The sequence below is a fragment of the Burkholderia pyrrocinia genome (assembly GCF_001028665.1).
Classification (GTDB): domain Bacteria; phylum Pseudomonadota; class Gammaproteobacteria; order Burkholderiales; family Burkholderiaceae; genus Burkholderia; species Burkholderia pyrrocinia.
Genome location: NZ_CP011504.1, coordinates 1,573,970 through 1,597,071, shown reverse-complemented (window position 1 = coordinate 1,597,071; position 23,102 = coordinate 1,573,970). Strand labels below are relative to the sequence as shown.

The window sequence follows — 23,102 nt, the reverse complement described above, 5'->3', positions numbered from 1 at the left end:
ACATGACGGCCGGCCCACCGGCACGAAGGAGACGAACATGAAGCAAAAGTCGCAGGCGTGGTTCACGGTATTCCTGCTGTTTCTCGTGTACGGCATCAACTATCTCGACCGTGTCGCGCTGTCGATCGTCGCGCCGATCGTGCAGACCGATCTCGGTATCGACGCCGCGCAGATGGGCCTCGTCTTCAGCACGTTCTTCGTCGGTTATGCGCTGTTCAATTTCATCGGCGGCCTCGCGTCCGACCGGCTCGGGCCGAAGCTCGTGTACGTGCTGTCGGTCGGCCTCTGGTCGATCTTCTGCGGGATGACCGCGCTGACCGTCGGCTTCGTGAGCCTGTTGATCGTGCGGCTGCTGTTCGGCATGGCCGAGGGCCCGCTGTGCTCGGCCGCGAACAAGATGGTCAACAACTGGCTGCCGCGCGACGCCGCCGCGACCGCGATGGGCCTGCTCAGCGCGGGCTCGCCGCTCGGCGGCGCGATCGCGGGGCCGATCGTCGGCCTGCTGGCCGCGCAGTTCGGCTGGCGGCCGGCGTTCTGGATCGTCTGCGCGATCGGGCTCGCGTGGGTCGTGCTGTGGATGGTGTCGACGTCGGATCGTCCCGCCGCACCGGTAAACAACGCGCCGGACGTGCCTGCCGCCGCCCGCTCGGGTGACGACGACGCATCGGCGCCCGCGCGCACGCTGTCGCACTACGTGCGCCAGCCGCGCATCCTCGCCACGGCGGCCGCGTTCTTCAGCTACAACTACGTGCTGTTCTTCTTCCTGAGCTGGTTCCCGAGCTATCTCGTGCGCGCGCACCACCTCAACATCAAGGAGATGAGCATCGCCACCGTCGTGCCCTGGCTCGTCGGCACGGTCGGCCTCGCGTGCGGCGGCGCCATCTCGGATGCGCTCTACCGGCTCACCGGCAACCTGCTGCTGTCGCGCCGGATCGTGCTCGTCACGTGCCTGCTCGGCGCGGGTGCATGCGTCGCGATCGCGGGCACCGTGCAGTCGACGCAAGGCGCGGTCGCGCTGATGTCCGTGTCGCTGTTCTTCCTGTACGTCACCGGCGCGATCTACTGGGCGATCGTGCAGGATGTCGTGCACCCGACGCGCGTCGGCGGCGTGAGCGGCTTCCTGCACTGCATGGGCAGCCTGTCGGGCGTGATCGGGCCGGCCGTGACCGGCTTCATCGTCGAACGCAGCGGCTCGTTCGCGACCGCGTTCGTGCTGGCCGGCGCGATCGCGCTGACGGGCGCCGTGCTGGCAGCCGTATTCGTGCGCAACAGCCGGCCGTCGGAAGTCCTGCGCGAACGCGCGGCGCACTGACGCCGCGCGGCTACGTGACCGTCGAAGCGTTCGCGGCCTGCGAAACGGCGACCGGCAAGTTCCCGACGCGCTGACGACGGTGTCGCTCTAACGTCCTGACGCGCGTGGGCCGGCCCGCAAGCGACGGCCCGCGCGCAAACCCCGCCTCGATGTGCCGCTCGCTCTACGCGGCGGCTCGGTTCCCCCTCTGCGCAGCATCACGGCCGCTTCATGATCGGTCACGGCAGGCGCATACGCGATGCGCCGGAAAATCGCTCGATATAGCGCCGGAATCCTGTTGACAGCCGGCCCGCGCGACACCTGACGCCGTCATTCGCATGCGTCCCCGGCAACAACTCCGACGACCGCGAAAATGCATCCCAGCGATGCAATTCCGTCTGATCGCGAACCGCATCGTACGCCGTATGATCCCCTCGCCGTTTCTCAAGGCCGCCCAATGCGCGTCGCCATCTTCATCCGCTTACGCGTTTCGCCACAACAACCCAGCGAATATGTCCAACTTCTCACTGATACTTGTCGTCTCAATGTTGAGCGCCTTCGGCCTGATCGCGTCCGACGTCTACCTGCCCGCCATGCCATCGATGGCCCATGAATTTTCAATCGGTGCATGGCAGATGCCGCAGACGGTATCGGCCTACCTGATCGCGCTCGCGTGCGCCCAGCTGTTCTACGGCCCCCTCTCCGATCGATGGGGGCGCAAACCCGTGCTGACGGTCGGGATCCTTCTGTACATTCTTGGCTCGATCGGCTGCGCAAGTGCCGGCGGCTTCGCGAGCTTTCTCGGATGGCGAGTGCTCGAGGCCCTCGGCGCGGCTTCCGGCCTCGTGATCGGCCGCGCAATCATCGCCGACACCTGCGACAAAAAGGAATCCGCAAAGGTCTACAGCATCGTGTATCCGCTCGTCTCGCTGTCTCCGGCAATCGCCCCGGCGATCGGCGGATATCTGGCCGCCTGGTTCGGGTGGCGGAGCGATTTCGTTTTCGTCGCCGGATTTGGCGCAGTCGCGCTCGCGCTGGTCCAACTGCTTCTGAAAGAAACGCGGCCGCCCGTCGCGCCGGGCCAACATCGCGCAGTTCCGCTGGCCGGTTTCTCCGACGTGCTCGGAGATCGCGTGTTCATCCGGTATACGCTCGTCGTCTGCGCAATCTATTGCGCGTGGTTCGTCTACCTGACGCAATCGCCCTTCATCTTTTCCGGCCTCGGTCTTTCGGAACAGCAAAGCGGCTGGCTTTATCTGCCGCTGACCGCCGGCATCATTTCCGCGAACATGATCTCGCGCCGCATGCTCGACCGGATGTCCTACGACTCGATCGTCGTGGCCGGGGTGTGCTGCTTCGTCGCCGGCGGCGTTGCGTTCGCGTTGTGCGAGTCGTGGCAATTCAAAGGCATCATCGCAATCGTCGTGCCGATGTTTCTCGTCAGCCTGTCAAACGGATCGTCGCTGTCACTCGCCGTCTCGGGCGCCATCGCGAGCGAACATGGGCGCGCCGCCACGGCGTCCGGACTGGTCGGCTTCTTCCAGATCGGCAGCGCGTCGCTCGCAGCCACCGTGTCCAGCGGCCTGCTCGGTACCGGAAGCCACGTGCTGGCGACGGCAATTCCGTTCTTCGCGATCGTCGCCGCGGTCGCGATCGTCCCCCGCTGGTATGCCGCGCGGCGCACGCTCTCGATGCGCAAGACCCTGCCACGTTAAACACCCGGCCTTGCACCGACGAGATCCCGGCCGTTATCGATAGCGGTCGAACGAAGCAGCGATCTCGTCGGTGACCGCCCGAACGCGCGCCGTCCGGTTCAGGTCCGTATGCGACACGAGCCAGACCTGGTACGGCGCGGTTCGAGTCCTGTCGGGCCAGATGCGCACGAGCGAATCGTCCGCCTGCGCCATATACACCGGGAGCTCGCCTATTCCGATGCCCGACCGGATCGATGTCGCCAGCATCAGGCTCGAACTCACTTGCGCGACGACGCGCCCTTGTTCCATCGACTCGCCGCATAGCGAGAGCCCCTGGTTGGACGTGACGGAGGGCTGGTAGACCACCAGATCATGACCTTCGAAAGCGGAACCGATCGCGGGGGCACCACGCGCATCCAGATACTCGCGACTCGCGAACAGCCCGACCTCCCATTCGGCCAGCTTCCGGCGGACGAGATCGGGATTTTCCGGCATCACGGTTCGAATCGCGAGATCCGCATCACGTCGCGTCAGGTTGAGCACCTGCACGGAAGTCGTCAGGACCACGTGTATCCCGGGATATTTCCGCCGTAACGCCCGTATTGCGGGAACGACAAAATCCATCGCCAGGGAATCGGTTGTCGTCACCCGAACCTCACCTTCGAGCCGGTCGTCCGAGCCATGCGCGCGGCGCTCGAACTCGTATGCCGCTCGCTCCATCTCCTCCGCGGCCTGCAGCGAATGCTCGCCGATCTGCGTCACGACATAGCCGGACGACGTCTTGAGAAACAGCTTCGCACCCAGCGCCTTCTCAAGTGCCGTCAGCCGCCGCCCCACGGTTGCCTGATCGACATCGAGAAAAACTGCAGCCTCGCGCAGCGTCCCGGCGCGATGAACTGCCAAAAAGACGCGTGCATCGTCCCAATTCATGAATAACGTTCTCTCTCGGTAAAGCACTTTTGCATTCTTTGGATGCAATTATACAAGTTGAGCCCATGCTCTCCAACAGAGATAATCAGGCCCCCGTATCAAACGGTATATCGCGGCATTCCGGCAACCGTGATTTCCCTCGCCATATTGAGGGTTTTAAAAATACAGCCGGCGTATTCGACTCGCATAGATCGTTTCAGATCGAAAGAAAAAGCATAAAAAGATGGAAAAGGCAACTCACATTCCGGCCCGATGCGACGTTTCGGGAAGCGTTATGAATCTCCTCCGGTCGCTGCACATCGACCACATTTTTCTGGTCCCCGGAAAGATGGTTTATCCGTTGCTTGACGCGATGGACAAGACGCCAGAAATTCGTGGCATCGTTGCCGCACACGAGACCGGCAGTGCCTTCATGGCCGACGGTTACGCACGAGCCAGTCGCAAGTTCGGTGTGTGTCTCGCCATCTCCGGGCCCGGCACGATGAATCTCGTTCCCGGCATGGCCGCCGCCCTCGCCGATCGAATCCCGGTTCTCTATCTTGCCGGCGGCATATCGTCCAACGCCGAGGGAAAAGGTGCGTTCCAGGACGGTACGCTGGGAGGAATCGCCGAAAGCAGCGTGGTGCAAAATCTCGTCGACGACATTGTCGAACTGAAAAACAAGCACAACCTTCTGGCGGAAATGCGTCGGGCTACCGACGGTCTGAACTGGATGCGACGTGCCCGTTCGTTCATCAGCATCCCGCTCGACGTTCAACAGCAACCGGTGCCGGTCCCGCACGATCGAATGCAACGCCCCTACGCCCAAAGCATCGTGGACATGAACCATGTCCCGGCCAACCCGGTCGCGGTGCAGGCACTTTGCAAGCAATATCTCTTTCAGGAAAAGAAGGTTGCATTTCTCGTCGGTGGTCGCGGAAACGATCCGGAGACTGCCCAGGTCCTGCTCAAGGTTGCCGAACGATTCAATATTCCGGTTGCGACAACTCTGTCCGGCAAAGGCGCCTTTCCCGAGCGGCACCCCCTTGCGTTGGGTGTTTATGGATTTTCCGGGCACACGCGAGCGGTACAACTGATCAACTCAAACGATCTCGATGCACTCGTCGTTCTTGGTTGCGATCTCAATCAACGCGACAGTCTGAATTGGAGCGACAAGCTGAGCGCCGGCAAGGAACTCGTCATTTTCGACGACAGCTTCGATGCGCCGGCAACCGGCCACGTTCCGAGCCGAAGCATTTTCTCCGGCATTACTGCGACCATTCGAATGCTCGCGCATATGCCGGCGGGATCAGCACAGGAATTCCAGGCGGCATTCGCCCACCGGGATGCGTGGCTCGAGCGTGTCAAGCACGCTCCGCTTTACGATCATCGCTTCGAACCTACGTCGATCGGAAGCGCATCCGATTCACTTTCACTCTATCCGGGTGACGTCGTCCGACGGCTCTGCGACCTTGTGCCAGACGACACCAACGTTGTCGTCGATTCAGGTGCGCATCGAATCTTCATGGCGCACTACTGGCTCTCGTCAGGCCTCGGAAACTACTTCTCGTCGAGCGCGCTTGCCCCGATGGGTTGGGCAGTCGCAGCCGGGATTGGTGTCAAGCTCGCCGCACCGCATCGCCCCTGCCTCGTGGTCACCGGGGACGGCTGCATGCTGATGCACGGAATGGAGATTCAAACCGCGGCTCGTTACGGGATCAAGGTGATCTTTATCGTCCTGAACAACTCCGCTCACGGTGCGATTCACATCGACGCCATCACCAAGCGAACCGTCGCAGAGCAGTTCAGCAAGTTGCCTCGCCACGACTGGACACGGTTCGCCCAATCGGTGGGAGTGCCGGCCCGCCAGGTCGATTGCCTGGCCGGTCTCGAGCAGGCCGTCGGCGACGCGTCGGCATGCGACGGGCCCTTCGTCATTGAAGTGGCCGTGGGTGTCTTCCCTTCGCCAAACCGTTACTACGCCGAATCCTCGACGGCAGCACCAACGAAGAACGAGCAGGTCGACGCATATGCCGCCTCGCCGGCCGCAGCAATCGACACCCCCGAGTGCATCGATTGATGTTGAAAGAGACTGAACGATACGGGACGTTGAAAAGAATGAACCAGACGAAGTGGCCCATCCGTTTTCTGGCGGCTGCAATCAGTGCGCTGTCACTCGCTTCCGGCGCGCAAGCGTCCGAGGAGGGGGTGACGGTCATGCCGCTCGCGCACACGTCGCAATCATGGGATGGCGCCTACTACACGCATTATCCGGAAGGTACGCCGCTCATCGACGTGCAGCACGTGCGAATCCCTGCTCACACGACGCTTCCGTGGCATAGCCACGGTGTGGTCAACGCTGTCTATCTGTTGAGCGGCAGGCTCACTGTCGAGAAAAAGAACGGTGAATCCCGGACGACGTTTACCGCGGGACAGGTCATCGCGGACACCGTCGGAACGATTCACCACGGCTATACGACCGACGAACCGGCCGAGATGGTCGTGTTCTTTGCCGGCGCCAAGGGGCAACCCCTGCGCACCCTGGAACAAAACTGACTCAAAGAGCATAGAGCATGTCTGAAATCGTCGTTATCTCCATCAACGTAGCGAAGGCCGGAAAGGAAGCCGCGCTCGAAGCGCTGCTGAGCAGCCTCGTCGCCCCGACCCGAAGCGACCCGGGCATGATCCGCTACGAACTCAGTCGCGACCTGCGGAATCCCCGCATCTTCGTCTTCCACGAGATCTGGGAGAGTCAGGAAGCGCTCGACGGGCACTTGAATACGCCACATATCGCCACCTACCGCACGCTTGTTCCGGATCTCGTCGAGCGCAAGGAATTGCTCATCACCAGGAAGGTCCAGTAACGCATCCGGATGCGTGAAGGAACGCCGGTTCCGGAGACGGCTCGGCTTCCTTGCATCCTCCCTCGCTTCCATCGGGATGTATCTCCCTCCCCGATCTCCATCGCGTCAACCCGCTATCCCGGACCGCGACCGATCCGAATCAAAGCACCATGCAATCCCCAGCCAAAGCGCCGGCTACCGGCGGCGCGTCGTCCCTTGTTCCGGCAGAACTGCCATCCCTCTCCGCCGTACCCACGCCATCCGCATCGCCACGCCCGTTCGGTCAGTCGCTGGCCGCCATGACAGGTATCGGGATCGTCAATATGCTCGTCGCGCTCGATCAAACCACCGTCAGCACGGCGCTGCCACAGATCGTCGCAACATTGGGCGGCTTCGAATGGTACACGTGGATAGCGACCGCGTATCTGTTGACGTCGTTGATTACCGTACCGATTTTCGGTCGACTGGGTGACTACTACGGGCGCAAACCATTCGTCATCGGCGCAATCGCGACGTTTACCGCAGCCTCCGTCCTGTGTGCATCCGCCCCGAACATGGCTACGCTCGTCGCCGCACGAGCGCTTCAGGGCATCGGTGCCGGGATGATGACGGGGACCGCGTTCGCCTCGATACCGGATCTGTTTCCCGCGCCGCTGGAACGCGCCCGATGGCAGGTCGTACTCGCTGCGGCATACGGCATCGGTACCGCCGCGGGGCCGTCCCTGGGTGGATGGCTGACCGATCAATACGGCTGGCGCTCGACATTCGTGATCAACTTGCCGGTCGGGTTCGCGGCACTCTACTTCACACAACGCTATCTCCCGCGCCTCGCCCCGTCGTCGGGAACGCGAATCCGTATCGACATCGCCGGAGCGCTGGTGCTCTCCTTGTTGCTGGGATGCATGTTGTTCGCGTTCAGCAGCGAGCTTGGCGAAGCGTCGACACAACTGCGCTGCATCGCAATCGCCAGCCTGCCCGTGCTTGTCGCATTGTTCGTGCGTTGCGAACGGCGCGCAGCAGCACCGCTGGTACCCCTCGACCTGCTGCGCAATCGACGCATCCTGACGTTGCTCGGGCTTTCGTTTCTGACCGGCGCGGTGATGTTTTCGACGATCTTCTATGCGCCATTGCTGCTCCAGAGCGGCTTCGGACTGTCCGCTACGGCGGCAGGCAGGCTATCGACGCCGCTCGCCGCGTCGATAGCCGTCGGCAGTCTGTTCAACACGGCAATCGTCACGCGCGTCGAGCGCCCTGCGATCATCGTGCTCACCGGCTTCTCGATGCTCGTGCTCGCCTGCTATGGCTTGTCGCTCGTCGCGCTGACGAACACGCATGCGCTTCTGATCGTTTCGTTGTTCGGGGCGGGCGTCGGCCTGGGGCTTATCCTCAACAACGTCAACATCTTCACGCAGGAGATCGCGGGAAAAACACGCGTCGGTATCGCGACATCGCTCATCCAGTCCACACGGATGATCGGCGGGATGGTGGGGCTATCCACGCTCGGCGCCTGGGTATCGGCCCACTACAAGGTCGGTGCGGTTCAAGCACTGAACACCCTGGGCGTGACAACTGTCGACCGGCACCTGAACAGCCTGCTGGGAGACCCCCAACTGCTCATCGACCCAAAGAAGCAGTCCGCGATCATCGAATCGATGGCCGGCGCACCGTTCGCTGGCCAGCATGTCATTGACGCGTTGCGCAGTGTCTTCAGCGACGTCCTGCACACCGGATTCCAACTGACCGCAGCAGCAGCCCTCGTCGCCCTTCTGACCACGCTGACCATTCTCGAAGTCCGGTTCGGCTCAGCGCCGAACGACGACGGTGCGCGTCACGACGCAACGTAAAACATCTGCGACCTGCGCGCTCCCGAGTGTGTGCCGGTCGCTTTCGCCTTCTTGAGCCATGACAACCCGACCACAACTGCCAAACACATTTCAGGATTTCCTGCTGTTGATCGCCCGTGTGCTGATCGTTGCACTTTACTTGAAAATCGGGATTCCAAAGTTGATGGACTTCGGCGGAGCAATCGCCTACATGACCCGCATCGACGCACCCATGCCAATGCTGGCAGCGGCGATCCTGATCGCAATGGACGTCGTCGTTGCGATCGCGATTCTGATCGGATTCCATACCCGCCCCGTCGCGTTGCTGCTCGCACTCTATACGCTCGGCGCCGCGATTATCGGTCACCCATTCTGGTTGACGGATGGCTCCCAGCAGATGAACAACATGATTCATTTCTACAAGAACCTGTCGATCATGGGGGGGCTTCTCGCGCTCTGTGCAGCGGGCCCGGGACGCTTTTCGGTCGACCGCGGCTGAGTGTTCGCCGAACCGGAGGCCATGCGCAAATGCGCTGGACACGCCCGCTGGAGGCAATCGACGCACGCGGGCCGGCGGCGCAAGCCGTACCCCGCGCACGATACCGCGTCAGCCGGTGCCCTCCCGCCGAATCATCAGACCCCCGAATATCTCCCATCCGATATCGCGATTTCCGGGATCGATCGCGCGCCTCTAGACTGGCTACGCGATGGCGACGCTGCGCCGCCGCACGGCAACGCGACACGCCCCCACAACAACGATCCTGGGAGATATGCCATGTCCGACCGGCACGCGCGCCGAGGCGCGCTGAAGACACTCGGCCTCGCGGCCGGCACCGCGCTGCTCGCCGCCGCGCGCCGTGCTCACGCGGCGGCGCCCGAAACCGGCGCGCTGCTGCCCGGCGGCGCCGCGCGCCTCGCCGACCTCACGCGCCGCCTCGCGGCCGCGCCGAGACGACGCGACTTCAAGACGGTGCCGATGATCCTCAACCACCCCGACCAGTGGGATCACGAGGCGCTCGCCGAAGTGATCGGCTATCGCGGCGGCCCGAAGCAGGTGTGGGACAACACCGAGCTCGGCGGCCCGTGGCTGAACCTGATGCGCAATTCGCTGAACGCGCAGATCTGGTCGTACGGTCATCCGGATTTCCTCGTCGTGTCGGCCACGCACGGCAGCGCGCATCTTGCGCTGTTCGACCAGGCCGCGTGGGACAAATACGGCCTCGCGAAATTCGCCGGCGCCGCGTTCCCGGCCAACACGCTGCTCGACGCGAAGCCCGCGCAATCGAAAGGCGCGCAGGATCGCGCGTTGCCCGACGGCGCCTTCTCGTCGCACGACAACAGCATCGCCGCGCTGCAACAGCGCGGCGTCGTGTTCCTGTCATGCCACAACGCGATCTGGGAACTCGCGGAACGGCTCGACGGCGCGAACGCGAATCCCGACAAGCTGCCGCTCGACGCGCTCGCGGCCGACCTGACCAATCACGTGATCCCGTCGGCGATCGTCACGCCCGGCGCGGTCGGCACGCTGCCCGAATTGCAGCAGGCCGGTTTCACGTACGCGAAATGAGGCCCGCGATGACCTCGATCCACCCGCAGTCGCCGTCGCGCCGCCGGCAGCGCACGCTGCGCGCCGCGCTGGCCGCCTGGCTGTGCTGCGCGTCGGCGCTGTCGCTCGCCGCACCCGCCGACACCGCCGCAAGCATCTTTCCGCCCTGGCAGGAAGGCCGCAACAACGACGCGATTCATCGTGGCCTCGAATTCACGGTGCCGCAGGTCGACGTGCTCGCCGATTTCCACGGCGACCTCACCGCGCCGAAGCTCGTGCTGTTCGTCGGCGGCAACTATTTCTTCGCGATGGCGCCGCTCGTCGCGAAGTTCGAGGAAGACCATCCCGACTACCGCGGCCGCATCTACTGGGAAACGATCCCTCCCGGCCTGCTCGTGAAGCAGATCCAAGCGGGCGGCACGATCACGGTCGGCAACATGACGTGGACGGTCAAGCCCGACGCGTATTTCGCGGGGCTCGGCAAGATCGACGGGCTGATCGCGGACGGCACGCTCGCGGGCCCCGCCGTGCCGTACGTGACGAACCAGTTGACGATCATGGTGCGCGCGGGCAATCCGAAGCGCATCGCATCGCTGAACGATCTCGCGCGGCCCGACGTGAAGCTCGCGATGCCGAACCCGGCATTCGAAGGCGTCGCGCGGCAGATCCGCGCCTCGCTCGTGAAGGCCGGCGGCGACGCGCTCGCGCGCACCGTCTACGACGACAAGGTGCGCGCCGGCACGACCGAGCTCACGCACATCCACCATCGGGAAACCGCGCTGTTCCTGATGCAGGATCGCGCGGACGCCGGCGTGCTGTGGCAATCCGAAGCGGCGTTCCAGGAACAGGTCGGGCATCCGCTGATGCACATCGACATTCCGGCCGCGCAGAATACGACGGCGATTTATGCGGGGGCGATGGTGAAGGACGCGCCGCATCCGGAAGCCGCGCGCGCGTGGCTCGCGTTCATCCGGTCGCCGGAAGCGTTCCGGATCTTCCAGCGCTACGGCTTCGGGCGATACGATGCGACGACACCGGTGCAGCACCTCGCGCCGGCGGATGACCGGCCCGACGCCGGCTGACCGCGTGGCCGCGCCGGCCGCGTGGCGGCGCACACGCGACATACAACAAGGAGGGGACACGTGAACGATACGGTCGACACACGGCGACGCCGGTTCGCACCGCTGCTGCTTGCCGCAGCGGCGCTGCTGGCCGGCCATGCGCACGCAGACGACGCGACGCTCGGCAAGACGCTCGCGACACAGGGCTCGGCGACGGGCGTCGCCGCCTGCATCGGCTGCCACGGCAGCCAGGGTGAAGGGAATGCGGCGGCCGGCTTCCCGCGTCTCGCGGGCACGAACGCCGCGTATCTGTCCGCGCAGCTTGCCGCATTCGCGGACGGCAGCCGCCAGAATCCCGTCATGCAACCGCTGTCGAAACTGCTGACGCCGCACGAACGCGACGCGGTATCCGCGTACTTCGCGAGCCTGTCCGCGCCGGCCGGCGTCTTCACCCCCGACACCGCGTCGGTGGATCCCGCGAACACCGGCGTGTGGCTCGCGACGCGCGGGCGCTGGTCGCAGGGCCTGCCCGCGTGCGCGCAATGTCACGGCCCCGGCGGCCTCGGCGTCGGCAGCGCATTTCCGCCGCTCGCGGGGCAGCCTGCCGCGTATATCGCCGGCCAGTTGAACGGCTGGAAACACGGCACGCGCCCGCCCGGGCCGATGGCGCTGATGCCGATGATCGCCGGCAAGCTGTCGGATGCCGACATCGACGCGGTGGCCGCCTACTATGCGCGCGGCGGCGCCGCACAAGGAGACAAGCGATGATCGACCGCACGACGCTGATCCGCCGCGCACGCGCCTTGCTGCTCGGCGCGGCCTGGATGCCCGCGCTCACGTTCGCGGCGGCGCCACAGGACACGCCGGCCGCCGCTTCCGCACCCGTGACCACACCGGCACCGGCCGCAACCGCAGCGACGGCCAAGCCGTTCACGCCGCCCGCCGAATCCGCGATGCCCGCCGACGGCTTCGGCAAGACCGTGAAGCTCGGCGAGCAGATCTTCCTGCACACGCCCGAGTTCGCGGGCAAGTACGTCGGCAACAAGCTGACCTGCGCGAGCTGCCACCTCGATGCGGGCCGCCGGCCCGACTCGAGCCCGATGTGGGCCGCGTACCTGCTGTATCCGGCCTACCGCAGCAAGAACGGGCACGTGAACACGTTCGCCGAACGGCTGCAGGGCTGCTTCCAATACAGCATGAACGGCAAGGCGCCGCCGGCCGGCGACCCGATCCTCGTCGCGCTCGAAACGTATTCGTACTGGCTCGCGAAGGGCGCGCCGGTCGGCACGAAGCTGCCGGGGCAAGGCTTCCCGAAACTGCCGCCGCCCGCGCAGAAGGCCGACTACGCGCGCGGCGCCGCCGTCTACACGCAGCACTGCGCGCTGTGCCACGGCGCGGACGGCCAGGGCCAGTCGAGCGGCGGCAAGCCGGCTTTCCCGGCGCTGTGGGGCGCGCGCTCGTTCAACTGGGGTGCGGGGATGGGCGACATCCGCAATGCGGCCGGCTTCATCAAGGCCAACATGCCGCTCGGGCTCGGCGGCACGCTGACCGATCAGGAGGCGTGGGACGTCGCGACCTTCATGGACAGCCACGAACGTCCGCAGGATCCGCGCTTCACGGGCTCCGTGCAGGACACGCGCGCGAAGTTCCACGATTCGCCCGACTCGATGTACGGGCTCAGCGTGAACGGCCGCGTGCTCGGCGCGCCATGACGCCATGCCGCGCCGGCCGGCCCGGCCGGCGCGGTCACGGACGCCAGCGATACACGACGATGCTCGTGCCGTTGTAGTTGTCCTTGGTGATCACGTACTCGCCGGTCGAGCGCAGGTAGGCGCGCACGCCGTACATCGAGTCGACGTCGTTGCCGACGTCCATCGCCGACGCGTTCGAATTCGTCAGCGTGGTGACGAGCGCACCGGTGTTCAGGTCGAACACGTCGATGTTCGGCACGGTGTGCACGTAGCCGACGAACAGGTAGTGGCCGGCCGCCGCGATCGATTTCGGATTCGCGCTCGTCAGGTTGATCACCGGATTCGGCGCGTTCGTGTTGCCGTTCTTCCAGCCGTGATAGACCTCGATGTGCCCGTTCATCGCGGTCCAGTCCCAGTTGCCCGCGAGGCCCTGCGCGAGGATCATCGTGTCGCTGTCCGCCTGGTAGATGATGCGCGTGACCGGCGCCACGCTGCTCGGCACGGGCGTCGTCGTCGGCTTGCCCCATGACGGCTTGCCGGTCGCGTCGAAGCCCGTCATCGGGTAGCGGGAAATCACGTTGGATCCGTTCAGCCCCGCCCACACGTCGCCATTTCCGTCGATGTCGAAACCGGCCGTCACCTGGAGCGTCGTATTGAACGGCTTGCCCGGGAGCGAGCCGGCCGGAATCGCGATATAGCCGCTCGCCGTATTGAAGTAATAGAAGTTGAAGTTGCCCGGGTTCTGGCCCGACGCGACGAGGATCCGGTTGCCGCCGACCATCACGAGCTGGCCGAAGTGCTGGCCGCGCTGGTAGTCGTTCATGTCGAGGCGCGGGTCCTTCGGATAGGTGAACGGGTCGACCGTGTTCGCGACGAACGTGCCGCCTGCCCCGCCCGTGTACACGTTGTTGCCGCTGTAGAAGAACGCGCCGTCCGTCACCGGATCGGGCGCGGCGATGCCCTCGAAGTTCAGCGCCTGCAGCTTCCATTGCAGCGCGCCCGTCGGGCTGTACGAATGCAGGTCGGTGCTGCCGTTGCGGCCGAGATCCCAGCCGCCGCCCCAGGCGTTGTTCAGCACGTACAGGTTGCCGGCCGAATCCTTGCCGAGCGCGGCGACGCGCGTGAAGCGCTTGTCGCCGACCTGCCCCTTGATGCCCGTCGTCGTGTCGAGATAGCCGCCCTGCACGCCGAACGTGCCGACCTGCATCGGCAGGCCGAGCAGCCCGCTGTAGACCTTGATGTTCATGTCGGGCCCTTGGTCGCCCACCATCAACTGGCCCATCGACGCATCGAAGTACAGCGACGCCGGCCGCGCGCCGGCCGCCATCTGGATCGTGTTCATCGCCGTGCCGGTCGCGCTGAATTGCGCGACGACGCCCGCGCTCTTGCGCGCGACCCACAGGTTGCCGGCGGCGTCGAGCGCCAGCGCGCCCGGCCCGGATACGCCGATGTCGCGCTGCCACACGCCGTCCGTCGTATAGACGCGCACGCGGTTGCCGTAGAAGTCGCTCACGTACAGCAGGTTGCCGGCTGTCGCGAGGCCCGTGATCACGTCCGCGTACTGGATGCCCGTCCAAGTGCTGACCGGGATGCGCAGGTCGCGCAGGTTCGTGCCGCGATTGTAGCGGCCCACCGAGCCGCTGCCGAACGTGCGGTTGTAGCCGAGCGCGACGAACAGCGACGTCGAGTTGCCGGTGATCGCGCCGCCCTGGAATTCGTCGTGGATGCCGATCGTGCCGAGCGGCTGGCCGTTCTGGTAGATCGCGACGCCGCCCGCGTTCTCGTCCCAGCGCGACGCCGTGTAGATCACGCCCTCGGGCGCGACCCACATCGAGCGCGCGCCGTTGCCCACGTGCGCGGCCAGCGTGCCGAACGTGTTCGCGAGCCAGTCCGTCGTGTATTGCGCCTGCGCGTGACTCGCCGGCGCCAGCATGGCCACGCACATTCCCAGCAATGCCGCGCGAATTTGTTTCATTGACATGAATAATGCTCCCGGACGATCGTGTGTCGACACTGTAAATCTCGACGCATGAAATATTGGTGATTCCGGCAAAAGCACATTCGCCGTCATCCCGAATTATTAACCGCGTGCTTTTATCCCGTCCGGCGTTTTTTCGTCAATGATGGTCAAACCCGCTCACCGCGCCGCAACGGCCCACCGGCAGCGCGACTTCGGCGCTTTTCCCGGCATTTTCTTCCGGGTCTCGCAATGCGAATGCGTCATTTTTTCTGACATGCCCGCATTGCCTTTTCATTCCCCGAAAACAGGCCCGATGATTACAAATCGAAATTAAAATGAAAGAGAAAAAATATTATCCGGCGCAATCGGCGTTTCGCGATTCGACGTATCGGGCGTGCCGCGAACGCGGCGGGCGGAAGCAAGCAAGGGGGAAGAAGGATGCGGCGGTACAAGCCGCGCGCCGGCCGTGCCGGCACGCGGTCGCGATCGTTCAGTTTGCGCTGTCGAGCGTCGGGCCGTCCCAGCCGTCGAGGTATTTCGGCAGCGCGTCGACGACGTCGATCACGCGGTGCCGGTAGAACAGGTGCATCGTCGGCTGCAGATGGTCAGGCAGTTGCCCGCCGTGCGCACGCGCGGTCAGGCTGTTCGGCACGACGCGCATGCCGAGCCGGTTCGTCCCGGACACGATCTCGCCGCACGACGCGCACCACGTGCGCGACATCGACTTCGACGGGTGCGGGAACGTTGCGCCGGTGCCGTCGACGGCAACCTGCTCCGGCGGCCACGCGGTCGCGGACAGCATCGACGTGCCGTAGAAATCGCGGCAAGTCGCGCAATGGCAGTTCGCGCGTGCCGCCGGCTCGCCGCGCAGCGTGACGGTGACGGCACCGCACAGGCAGCGCGCAGAAAGCGTTCGGGTCATGTCGTCTCCTCGAAGAACAGAGGCGACAGTATAGGAGCACGCGTGCAACGTCGCCCGCACCGGCTGCGAACGACGTTGCGGCCGCAACGAATGCTGCGTGTCAGAACTTCTGGCGCAGCCCGAGGCTGACGATCGCCTGCGACCGCGAGTCCGATGAATGGCCGTTCGCCTTGTCGGACACCGACGCGGTCGCGGCCACCGGCCGGCCGAGCGCGTCGAGCGTCATGCCCGACGCATGCTGGTACGCGCCGAGCAGGTACACGCTGCTGCGCTTCGACAGGTCGTAGACGGCGCCGAGCGTCACGTTGTGGTACTGCGCGCGGTCGTCGACGCCATCGACATCGCTGCCGCGCGTGTAGCTGTAGCCGGCGAACAGTTGCGTCTGCGGCCGCACGTTCCAGCGCGTGAACACGCCCGCGACGTTGAACGTCGCGTGGCCGGCGAACAGCGATCGGTCGCCGCCGCGGTACTGCACGTTGCTGTAGTTCACGCCGACGACGGCCGGGCCGAAGTCGACCGTCGCACCCGTCGCGATGACCTGCTGCGACTGCGCGCTCGCATAACCTTCGTTGATCGACGAGTTGAACAGGCCGTCGTCGGTGCTCTGCCACTTGCCCGTTGTCGGGTCGGTCGCGCCCGTCTTGCTGTTGTCCGAGCGCTCGTAGCCGACGCCGACACGCAGCGGGCCCGCCGCGTATGCCGCGCCGACGCTCCACGTGTTGCGCTGCTTCATGCTGCCCGGCTGGCCGCCGAAGCCGTACAGCGCGCCGAACGTGAAGCCCGCGTAGTTGGCGCTCGTGTACTTGATCGAGCTGTCGACGCGCGCGGTCTGGTCGAGATCGTCGATGTCGCCCGGGTGTGCGCCGAACCCGCCGATGAACGACGACGGGCCGACCGGGCTCACGAAGTCGTCGAGCGACGTGTACTGCCGGCCGAGCGTGACCGAGCCGTAGCGGTCGCTGCCGATGCCGACGAATGCCTGCCGGCCGAACTGGCGGCCGCCCTGGCCCGACGTGCCGTTGGTGATGTCGAAGCCGTTCTCGAGGACGAACAGCGCGCGCATCCCGCCGCCGAGATCCTCGGAACCCTTGATGCCCCAGCGGCTGCCGGACAGGTTGCCGGTCGTGAGCCCGACGCTCGAATGCCCGGTGTACGCCCCGGCCGAGCCGACCCGTTCGTTGCTGCGATAGGTCACGCCCGCATCGACGATGCCGTACAACGTGACGGAGCTTTGCGCGAAGGCGCCGCCCGCGAGCGAGAGCAGCAGCGGTCCTGCGATCAGTTGCTTGTTCATGGTTTTATGTCTCCGGGCGGTGAACCCGTTGTTCTGTGCGAGTAGCGCGTGCGGCGGCGAGCGCCGCCGGCCGTGCGCGGTCGTGGCATCCGCACGCGGGAATGCGCGCATGCGACGGGCGCGCGCGGCGTCGCGGCGGGCAGGCCCGCTGCGGCCGCCATGGTAGATGGAACCGGTCCCAGACTAAAGCGCAATGATGAAAACAGTTTCTTGCCAAAATCGAGATAGTCGAAAGCGCGACCGGCCGCACGGCTGCCGTGCCTGTACAACGCAGGCGCACGCACCCGATAATCGAACGCGCGCCTTCCCTCGGGAGTTCCTTCATGCATGAAACGACCCTGCTCATCTTCGCCGCCGTCGCGTTCGTCGGCATCGCGACACCCGGCCCGACCGTGCTGCTCGCGCTGACCAACGGCTCGCGCTACGGCGTGCGCCGCTCCGCGTACGGCTTCGCGGGCGCGATGCTGTCCGACTTCGTGCTGATCGTCGCGGTCGCGCTCGGCCTCGGCGCGCTGCTGATGGCGTCGGCGTTCTGGTTCTCGGTGGTGAAGTGGCTCGGCGCCGCGTACCTCGCGTATGTCGGCATCCGGCTGCTGGCGTCGAAGGGTTCACTCGACGTCGCCACAGCGCACGCGAGCGCGACGCCCGAACGCAACGCGTCGATTTTCGCGAAAAGCTTCCTGACCGCGGTGACGAACCCGAAGGGCTATCTGTTCTTCTCCGCGTTCCTGCCGCAGTTCCTCGATCCGTCTGCGCCGCTCGCGCCGCAATACGTCGCGCTCGCGGTCACGTTCGCGCTGCTCGACGGCGTCGTGATGTTCGGCTATGCGCTGCTCGGCGCACGTGCGGTGCGGCTGCTGAAGCGCTCGGGCGCGCTGTGGCTCGAACGCACGTGCGGCGCGATGCTGCTCGCGCTCGCCGGTTCGCTGGCGCTGTACCGGCGTCATGCCGCGTAGGGGCGGGTTCCGATGAGGGTCGATGCGCCGCCTCGCCCCGGCTTTCCGGGCCTGTCGCTCAGGCAGCTCGAACGCGCGGATCTCGACGCGTGGTACGCGTACCTGTCGAACCCCGACGTCGTTCGCCACACGAGCTGGGACCTGCGCTCGCGCGACGATCTGCTGCCGCTGTTCGACCACATCGAATCGGCCGCCCCCGATTCGATCCGGCGTCTCGCGATCGTCGATACCGCATCGGGTGCGCTCGCCGGCACGATCGGGCTGCATACGGTATCCACCGCGAACCGCTCGGCGGAGATCGCATACGACCTCGCGCCGGCGCACTGGGGGCGCGGGATCGCGAGCGCGCTGTGCGAAGCCGTCACCGCGTGGGCATTCGCGGACGGCGGCTTCATGCGCGTCCAGGGTGTCGTGCTGACCAGCAACGCGGGCTCCGCGCGCGTGCTGCAGAAGTGCGGCTACCGCTACGAAGGGTTGTTGCGCGCGTACCGGATCGTGCGCGGCACACCGGGCGATTTCGCGATGTACGCGCGGCTCGCGACCGACTGACGCGCCGCGCGCGGCGTCACCCGCGAGCGCGAATGGACGGCCCGCACTGAATTGGCGACAATCGCCGTTCCCTGCCTCGACGGTCCGCCATGAAAATCGCTGCGCTCTCCGACATCCACGGCAACCTCGCCGCGCTCGACGCGGTGCTCGACGACGTCCGCCGCCGCGGCGCCGACGTGATCGTCAATCTCGGCGACATCGTGTCGGGCGCGCTTCATCCGGCCGAAACGGCCGACCGCCTGATCGCGCTCGACCTGCCGACCGTCAAGGGCAATCACGAACGGCAACTGCTCGCCGACGATCGCGAGTCGATGCGGCTGTCGGATCGCTGGGCGCGCGACACGCTGCGCGCCGATCATCTCGACTGGATCGCCGCGCTGCCCGAACGCGTGACGCTCGACGACGACGTGCTGATGGTGCACGGCACGCCGGCCAGCGACTTCGTCTATTTCCTCGAAACGGTCACGCCCGACGGCTGCCGCGCGGCAACGCCCGATGAAATCGCGCAGCGCGCGGGCGACGCGCCGGCGTCGCTGATCCTGTGCGGCCACACGCACCTGCCGCGCACCGCGAAACTCGCGGACGGCCGGTTGATCGTCAACCCGGGCAGCGTCGGGCTGCAGGCGTACGCGGACGACCTGCCGCACCCGCACCGGATCGAAACGGGCTCGCCGCATGCGCGCTACGCGATGGTGTCGCGCACGGCAGCCGGCTGGAACGTCGAATTCCATGCGGTCGAATACGACTGGCACACGGCCGCCGCCACCGCGGCATCGCGCGGGCGCGACGACTGGACCGTCGCGCTGCAAACCGGCCGGTGCTGACGCGCCCGCGCCGCTCGTCGACGCGCATCTGCGGCGCGTGTGACCGCGCGCGCCGCTGCTTCAACCTGAACCTGATACCGCGACGCTCACGCGCGCGGCGTCGCATCACCCCGCATTCCTGAGCGTCAGCTTCGCCTCCAGCCCGCCACCGTCCGGCCGGTTGTTCAGCGTGAGCGTGCCGCCCATCGCGAGCGCCAGTTGCCGTGCGATCGCAAGGCCGAGCCCCGTGCCGCCCGTCTCGCGGTTGCGCGACGTCTCCACGCGCCGGAACGGTTCGAACACCGCATCGAGCTGATCGTCCGGAATGCCGGGCCCGCGGTCGAGCACGGCAATGACCGCGCCGCCGTCCGGCGCGGCGTGCACGTCGATCTCGGCCGCGCCCGCGAACTTCAGCGCGTTGTCGACGAGGTTGCCGACGATGCGGCGCAGCGCCTTCGGCCGCGTGACGAGTGCCAGCGGCGTGCGGCTGTGCAGCGCGACGTCCTGCCCCGCATCCGTGTAGTCGCACACGATGCTGTCGAGCAGCGCGTCGAGATCGATGCGGCGCGCGGCTTCCTCGGTGCCGTGCAGCGTCCGCGCATACGCGACGCCCTCCTTCACCAGATGCTCCATCTCGAGCAGGTCCTGGCGCAGCTTCGTGCCCTGCACGTCGTCGTCCATCACGTCGACCCGCAACCGCATCCGCGTGATCGGCGTCTGCAGGTCGTGCGAGATCGACGCGAGGATCTGCATGCGCTCCGCCATGTACTGCGCGATACGGTCCTGCATCGCGTTGAACGCACGCGCGGCGCGCGCAACCTCGGACGGCCCGCCCTCGTTCAGGCGCTCGCCCTTCAGGTCGGGGCCGAGCGCGTCGGCGGCCTGCGCGAGCTGCTTGAGCGGGCGCGTCGCGAGCCGCACCGCGAGCCAGCAGCACGCGGCCAGCACCGCGAGCTGCAGCACGAGCACGACCGGCAGCCAGCCCGACAGCGGCACCGTCGACATCGGCTGGATGTCGATCGTCAGCGGCGACCCGTCGGTCAGCCGCAGATGCACCTGCAGGTGTTCGCGGTCGCCGGGGATTGCGTTCGCGGTCAGCGGATAGTCGCCGCCGATGCCGTCGGAAATCGACCGCTCGACGCGCGCCGACAGCCGCGCTTCCGGCGGCGTGCCGGTCTCGCCGGGCCCGAGGATGAACGCATAGCTGCGCCGCGCGAGGCGCGGCAGCCACGCGGCGCGCTCGGCCGCCGGCAGGTGGTCGAGCAGCGCGACCGAGCTCGCGACCTCGCGCTCGATGTAGCCCATCATCAGGTTGGTGGTCGCCTGGTCGCGCTCGGTCACCGTGAGCCAGAACGACAGCGTCTGCGCGAGCGCGAGGCCCACGCACAGGATCAGCGCGAGCCGCGCGAACAGCGAGCGCGGCCAGTGCCACAGCGTGCGCGCGCTCATGACGTACCGTCGACGGCAGTGACGGCCGACGAGAACACGTAGCCCTCGTTGCGCAGTGTCTTGATGTAGCGCGGTTCGCGCGCACCGTCGCGCAGCCGCTGGCGCAGCCGGCTCACGAGCAGGTCGATCGACCGGTCGAACGGGTCGGACTGCCGCCCCTGCGTGAGGTTGAGCAACTGGTCGCGCGTCAGCACGCGCTGCGGATGGTCGAGGAACACGCGCAGCAGCCGGTATTCGGCGCCGCTCAGCGCGACCAGCGTGCCTTCGGCGTCGAGCAGGTGGCGCCCCGTCGTGTCGAGCCGCCATTCGCCGAACGCGAGCATCTCGGCCGTTTCCGTCACCTGCATGCCGGGCGGCAGCATGCGCGCGCGGCGCAGCACCGAGCGGATCCGCGCGAGCAGCTCGCGCACCGCGAACGGCTTGGCCAGGTAGTCGTCGGCGCCCATCTCGAGGCCGATGATGCGGTCGGTTTCCTCGCCGCGCGCGGTCAGCATCAGCACGGGCACCGTGCGGAACCTGCCGGCGCGCAGGTCGCGGCACAGCGTGAGGCCGTCCTCGCCCGGCAGCATCAGGTCGAGCACGATCAGGTCGGGCGCGCCGTCGTCCAGCGCGTTGCGCATCTCGCGGCCATTCGCGGCCAGCGACACGCGCATGCCGTTCTTCTCCAGGTAGTCCGCGATCAGTTCGCGGATCGCGCGATCGTCGTCGACGATCAGCACGTGGTCGGTCTTGTCCATAAGTCGGTGTCGCTGTCGGTGTCGGGTCGTTCGGGCTGGCGATGTCCGCTGTTATACCGCACGGCGGGCGCGCGTTTGTATCCCAATGTATCGCGCCGCCGCGACGACACACAACATTGCACACGCGCGGCTCGCCGGACACATCGCAGATACGTCGGCGCAGCCTAATGGGGCCTGTCGAAACACGTCCGGCCGCCGCACCCGAGCGACGGCCTCCCGATCAGGAGAACGCCATGCTGCCCCGACTCAAGACCGCCGCCCTTGTCATCGCCCTCGCCGCCACGGCCGGGCTCGCCGCCTTCGCCGGCACCCGCGACGACGCGGGCATGGCGACCTCGCTGGCCGGCACGCAAGCGCCCGACTTCACCGGCATCGACCGCTGGCACAACAGCGCGCCGCTCAAGCTCGACCAGTTGCACGGCAAGGTCGTGCTGGTCGATTTCTGGACGTACTCGTGCATCAACTGCATTCATACGATTCCGTACGTGAACGACTGGTATCGGAAGTATCGCGACCAGGGGCTCGTCGTGGTCGGCGTGCATACGCCCGAATATCCGTTCGAGCGCGACGCCGGCAACGTCGCCGATGCGATCAAGCGCTTCGGCATCCAGTATCCGGTCGCGCAGGACAACCGCTACGCCACGTGGCGCGCGTACGGCAACCAGTACTGGCCCGCGCTGTACCTGATCGATGCGAACGGAAAGGTCGTCTATACGCGCTATGGCGAAGGCGGGTACGACAAGACCGAGGCGGCGATTCGCGGTGCGCTCGCGCAGGCGGGGGAAGGCATGAAGGGAGCGACGCGCACGCAGTAACTGCCGGAGCGCGGGCGCGGCACTCGCCCGCGCGTGCGTCATGCGCTCAGTTGCGCTTCGCGTCGGCCGCCGCCAGCATCGCTTCCCCGATCGCAAGCTTTCCGTCCGCGATCAGTGCGTCGCCGGCACCGCGGATATCCTCGACCGCCTTGTTCTGCCCAAGCTTGCGCTTGCCGACGAGCCGCGTGATCTCGATCTGCAGCCCGACGATCGACTGCAGCATCGTGTCGAGATAATCGGCCGGCGCGTCGCCCATCTTCCACGGCACCGGCTGCGACGCTTCGTGCGTGCGCGTCAGCCGGGCGACCACGCCGCGCACGAACTTCTCGTCGTCGCGCACCGTGATGCGGCCGTGCGCATGCACGACCACGTAGTTCCAGGTCGGCACCTGCCGGTGCGCGACATGCTTGCTCGGGTACCAGTTCGGCGAGATGTACGCGTCGCCGGCGCGGAAGATCACGAGCACCTCGTCGCCGTTCGCGACGTCCTGCCAGACCGGATTCGCGCGCGCGACGTGCGCGTGCAGCTCGCCGAGCCCGCCGTCGCCCGGCAGCAGCTCGAACGGGATGTGGTTCGCGTCGAGCCCGTTCTTCCCGTGCGTGATCAGGCTGCCGAACGGGTGCTGCACGATCAGTTCGCGCAGCGCGTCGGGGTTGGGCTCGTTGAAATCGGCGGGGACGTACATGTCGGCTCCACGGTCGTGCAGGGGTTGAATTGGCTGGGCGCTGGCCCGTCATGCGCCGATTGTGGCCTCAAACT

22 protein-coding genes are annotated in these 23,102 nt (G+C 66.3%); 15 read left to right on the top strand and 7 right to left on the bottom strand.

Translation table 11 applies throughout. The annotated features are described in order from the left end of the window. The first annotated feature begins 37 nt into the window (after nt 1-37). Together ABD05_RS23375 and ABD05_RS23370 are read left to right on the top strand one after the other, a co-directional pair. A complete protein-coding gene (locus ABD05_RS23375) occupies nt 38-1,312 on the top strand; it encodes an MFS transporter (RefSeq protein ID WP_047903748.1) in 1,275 nt (424 codons plus the stop codon). 365 nt (nt 1,313-1,677) lie between these two features. Further along, nucleotides 1,678-3,006, top strand: a complete 1,329-nt coding sequence (locus tag ABD05_RS23370; protein WP_238594182.1) for a multidrug effflux MFS transporter — start codon at nt 1,678-1,680, stop codon at nt 3,004-3,006. 33 nt (nt 3,007-3,039) lie between these two features. Here ABD05_RS23370 and ABD05_RS23365 read toward each other — a convergent pair whose 3' ends face one another. Continuing rightward, nucleotides 3,040-3,915, bottom strand: a complete 876-nt coding sequence (locus ABD05_RS23365; RefSeq protein WP_047902425.1) for a LysR family transcriptional regulator — start codon at nt 3,913-3,915, stop codon at nt 3,040-3,042. Between the two features lie 223 nt (nt 3,916-4,138). On the opposite strand from ABD05_RS23365, the gene ABD05_RS23360 reads away from it, so the two are divergent. From ABD05_RS23360 to ABD05_RS23320, 9 genes are all read left to right on the top strand, one after another. Next, nucleotides 4,139-5,974, top strand: a complete 1,836-nt coding sequence (locus ABD05_RS23360) for a thiamine pyrophosphate-binding protein (RefSeq protein WP_082146201.1) — start codon at nt 4,139-4,141, stop codon at nt 5,972-5,974. A gap of 38 nt (nt 5,975-6,012) precedes the next feature. Further along, entirely contained in the window at nt 6,013-6,450 is a 438-nt protein-coding gene (locus tag ABD05_RS23355; protein ID WP_158361653.1) for a cupin domain-containing protein, read from the top strand. A 17-nt stretch (nt 6,451-6,467) separates the two neighbouring features. Further along, nucleotides 6,468-6,758 carry a putative quinol monooxygenase gene (locus tag ABD05_RS23350; protein WP_047902424.1) on the top strand — a complete coding sequence of 97 codons (291 nt, stop codon included), beginning with the start codon at nt 6,468-6,470 and terminating at the stop codon, nt 6,756-6,758. A 149-nt stretch (nt 6,759-6,907) separates the two neighbouring features. Then, entirely contained in the window at nt 6,908-8,581 is a 1,674-nt protein-coding gene (locus ABD05_RS23345; RefSeq protein WP_063847288.1) for an MFS transporter, read from the top strand. A 58-nt stretch (nt 8,582-8,639) separates the two neighbouring features. Next, nucleotides 8,640-9,059, top strand: coding sequence for a DoxX family protein (locus tag ABD05_RS23340; RefSeq protein WP_047902422.1), 420 nt, complete (start codon nt 8,640-8,642; stop codon nt 9,057-9,059). A gap of 276 nt (nt 9,060-9,335) precedes the next feature. After that, nucleotides 9,336-10,127 carry a thiosulfate dehydrogenase gene (gene tetH / locus ABD05_RS23335; RefSeq protein ID WP_047902421.1) on the top strand — a complete coding sequence of 264 codons (792 nt, stop codon included), beginning with the start codon at nt 9,336-9,338 and terminating at the stop codon, nt 10,125-10,127. Nucleotides 10,128-10,135: 8 nt separating this feature from the next. Further along, nucleotides 10,136-11,188 carry a molybdate ABC transporter substrate-binding protein gene (locus tag ABD05_RS23330; RefSeq protein ID WP_047902420.1) on the top strand — a complete coding sequence of 351 codons (1,053 nt, stop codon included), beginning with the start codon at nt 10,136-10,138 and terminating at the stop codon, nt 11,186-11,188. Nucleotides 11,189-11,248: 60 nt separating this feature from the next. Then, entirely contained in the window at nt 11,249-11,935 is a 687-nt protein-coding gene (locus ABD05_RS23325; RefSeq protein WP_047902419.1) for a c-type cytochrome, read from the top strand. Then, nucleotides 11,932-12,879, top strand: a complete 948-nt coding sequence (locus ABD05_RS23320; protein WP_047902418.1) for a c-type cytochrome — start codon at nt 11,932-11,934, stop codon at nt 12,877-12,879. Before ABD05_RS23325 ends, ABD05_RS23320 begins: the two co-directional genes overlap by 4 nt. Before the next feature lie 34 nt (nt 12,880-12,913). On the opposite strand, the gene ABD05_RS23315 is transcribed toward ABD05_RS23320, so the two are convergent. The 3 genes from ABD05_RS23315 to ABD05_RS23305 form a co-directional block, all read right to left on the bottom strand. Then, the gene (locus tag ABD05_RS23315) at nt 12,914-14,839 is read right to left on the bottom strand and encodes an NHL repeat-containing protein (RefSeq protein ID WP_047902417.1); all 1,926 of its coding nucleotides are present in this window, start codon (nt 14,837-14,839) and stop codon (nt 12,914-12,916) included. Between the two features lie 469 nt (nt 14,840-15,308). Further along, nucleotides 15,309-15,740, bottom strand: coding sequence for a GFA family protein (locus tag ABD05_RS23310; protein ID WP_047902416.1), 432 nt, complete (start codon nt 15,738-15,740; stop codon nt 15,309-15,311). 100 nt (nt 15,741-15,840) lie between these two features. Further along, a complete protein-coding gene (locus tag ABD05_RS23305) occupies nt 15,841-17,034 on the bottom strand; it encodes a porin (RefSeq protein WP_047902415.1) in 1,194 nt (397 codons plus the stop codon). Between the two features lie 323 nt (nt 17,035-17,357). Between ABD05_RS23305 and ABD05_RS23300 the strand changes: the two genes are divergently transcribed. The 3 genes from ABD05_RS23300 to ABD05_RS23290 all read left to right on the top strand — a co-directional run bounded on the left by ABD05_RS23300 (nt 17,358) and on the right by ABD05_RS23290 (nt 19,363). Then, nucleotides 17,358-17,990, top strand: coding sequence for a LysE family translocator (locus tag ABD05_RS23300; protein WP_047902414.1), 633 nt, complete (start codon nt 17,358-17,360; stop codon nt 17,988-17,990). A gap of 12 nt (nt 17,991-18,002) precedes the next feature. Next, on the top strand, nt 18,003-18,539 hold the full coding sequence (locus ABD05_RS23295; protein WP_047902413.1) for a GNAT family N-acetyltransferase: 537 nt from the start codon (nt 18,003-18,005) through the stop codon (nt 18,537-18,539). A gap of 89 nt (nt 18,540-18,628) precedes the next feature. Then, nucleotides 18,629-19,363, top strand: a complete 735-nt coding sequence (locus ABD05_RS23290; RefSeq protein WP_047902412.1) for a metallophosphoesterase family protein — start codon at nt 18,629-18,631, stop codon at nt 19,361-19,363. A gap of 105 nt (nt 19,364-19,468) precedes the next feature. Here ABD05_RS23290 and ABD05_RS23285 read toward each other — a convergent pair whose 3' ends face one another. Both ABD05_RS23285 and ABD05_RS23280 read right to left on the bottom strand, forming a co-directional pair. Further along, complete coding sequence (locus tag ABD05_RS23285; RefSeq protein WP_047902411.1) at nt 19,469-20,791, bottom strand: ATP-binding protein; 1,323 nt, start codon at nt 20,789-20,791, stop codon at nt 19,469-19,471. Further along, nucleotides 20,788-21,528: a response regulator gene (locus ABD05_RS23280; RefSeq protein ID WP_047902410.1), complete on the bottom strand. Its 741-nt coding sequence runs from the start codon at nt 21,526-21,528 to the stop codon at nt 20,788-20,790. The genes ABD05_RS23285 and ABD05_RS23280 overlap by 4 nt, the downstream gene beginning before the upstream one ends. 233 nt (nt 21,529-21,761) lie before the next feature. Between ABD05_RS23280 and ABD05_RS23275 the strand changes: the two genes are divergently transcribed. Next, nucleotides 21,762-22,343: a thioredoxin family protein gene (locus tag ABD05_RS23275; protein ID WP_047902409.1), complete on the top strand. Its 582-nt coding sequence runs from the start codon at nt 21,762-21,764 to the stop codon at nt 22,341-22,343. Nucleotides 22,344-22,389: 46 nt separating this feature from the next. Here the strand turns inward: ABD05_RS23275 and ABD05_RS23270 are convergent, their stop codons facing one another. Further along, complete coding sequence (locus ABD05_RS23270; protein ID WP_047902408.1) at nt 22,390-23,028, bottom strand: FMN-binding negative transcriptional regulator; 639 nt, start codon at nt 23,026-23,028, stop codon at nt 22,390-22,392. Nucleotides 23,029-23,102: the final 74 nt, after the last annotated feature.

Bases quoted from the DNA above. Each gene is read 5' to 3' on its own strand.
- ABD05_RS23305 (WP_047902415.1), bottom strand. From the start codon at position 17,034: ATGAACAAGCAACTGATCGCAGGACCGCTGCTGCTCTCGCTCGCGGGC.
- ABD05_RS23370 (WP_238594182.1), top strand. From the start codon at position 1,678: ATGCAATTCCGTCTGATCGCGAACCGCATCGTACGCCGTATGATCCCC.
- ABD05_RS23320 (WP_047902418.1), top strand. From the start codon at position 11,932: ATGATCGACCGCACGACGCTGATCCGCCGCGCACGCGCCTTGCTGCTC.
- ABD05_RS23310 (WP_047902416.1), bottom strand. From the start codon at position 15,740: ATGACCCGAACGCTTTCTGCGCGCTGCCTGTGCGGTGCCGTCACCGTC.
- ABD05_RS23275 (WP_047902409.1), top strand. From the start codon at position 21,762: ATGCTGCCCCGACTCAAGACCGCCGCCCTTGTCATCGCCCTCGCCGCC.
- ABD05_RS23345 (WP_063847288.1), top strand. From the start codon at position 6,908: ATGCAATCCCCAGCCAAAGCGCCGGCTACCGGCGGCGCGTCGTCCCTT.
- ABD05_RS23270 (WP_047902408.1), bottom strand. From the start codon at position 23,028: ATGTACGTCCCCGCCGATTTCAACGAGCCCAACCCCGACGCGCTGCGC.
- ABD05_RS23285 (WP_047902411.1), bottom strand. From the start codon at position 20,791: ATGAGCGCGCGCACGCTGTGGCACTGGCCGCGCTCGCTGTTCGCGCGG.
- ABD05_RS23280 (WP_047902410.1), bottom strand. From the start codon at position 21,528: ATGGACAAGACCGACCACGTGCTGATCGTCGACGACGATCGCGCGATC.
- ABD05_RS23350 (WP_047902424.1), top strand. From the start codon at position 6,468: ATGTCTGAAATCGTCGTTATCTCCATCAACGTAGCGAAGGCCGGAAAG.
- ABD05_RS23330 (WP_047902420.1), top strand. From the start codon at position 10,136: ATGACCTCGATCCACCCGCAGTCGCCGTCGCGCCGCCGGCAGCGCACG.
- tetH (WP_047902421.1), top strand. From the start codon at position 9,336: ATGTCCGACCGGCACGCGCGCCGAGGCGCGCTGAAGACACTCGGCCTC.
- ABD05_RS23300 (WP_047902414.1), top strand. From the start codon at position 17,358: ATGCATGAAACGACCCTGCTCATCTTCGCCGCCGTCGCGTTCGTCGGC.
- ABD05_RS23315 (WP_047902417.1), bottom strand. From the start codon at position 14,839: ATGTCAATGAAACAAATTCGCGCGGCATTGCTGGGAATGTGCGTGGCC.
- ABD05_RS23295 (WP_047902413.1), top strand. From the start codon at position 18,003: ATGAGGGTCGATGCGCCGCCTCGCCCCGGCTTTCCGGGCCTGTCGCTC.
- ABD05_RS23375 (WP_047903748.1), top strand. From the start codon at position 38: ATGAAGCAAAAGTCGCAGGCGTGGTTCACGGTATTCCTGCTGTTTCTC.
- ABD05_RS23290 (WP_047902412.1), top strand. From the start codon at position 18,629: ATGAAAATCGCTGCGCTCTCCGACATCCACGGCAACCTCGCCGCGCTC.
- ABD05_RS23360 (WP_082146201.1), top strand. From the start codon at position 4,139: ATGGAAAAGGCAACTCACATTCCGGCCCGATGCGACGTTTCGGGAAGC.
- ABD05_RS23365 (WP_047902425.1), bottom strand. From the start codon at position 3,915: ATGAATTGGGACGATGCACGCGTCTTTTTGGCAGTTCATCGCGCCGGG.
- ABD05_RS23355 (WP_158361653.1), top strand. From the start codon at position 6,013: ATGAACCAGACGAAGTGGCCCATCCGTTTTCTGGCGGCTGCAATCAGT.
- ABD05_RS23340 (WP_047902422.1), top strand. From the start codon at position 8,640: ATGACAACCCGACCACAACTGCCAAACACATTTCAGGATTTCCTGCTG.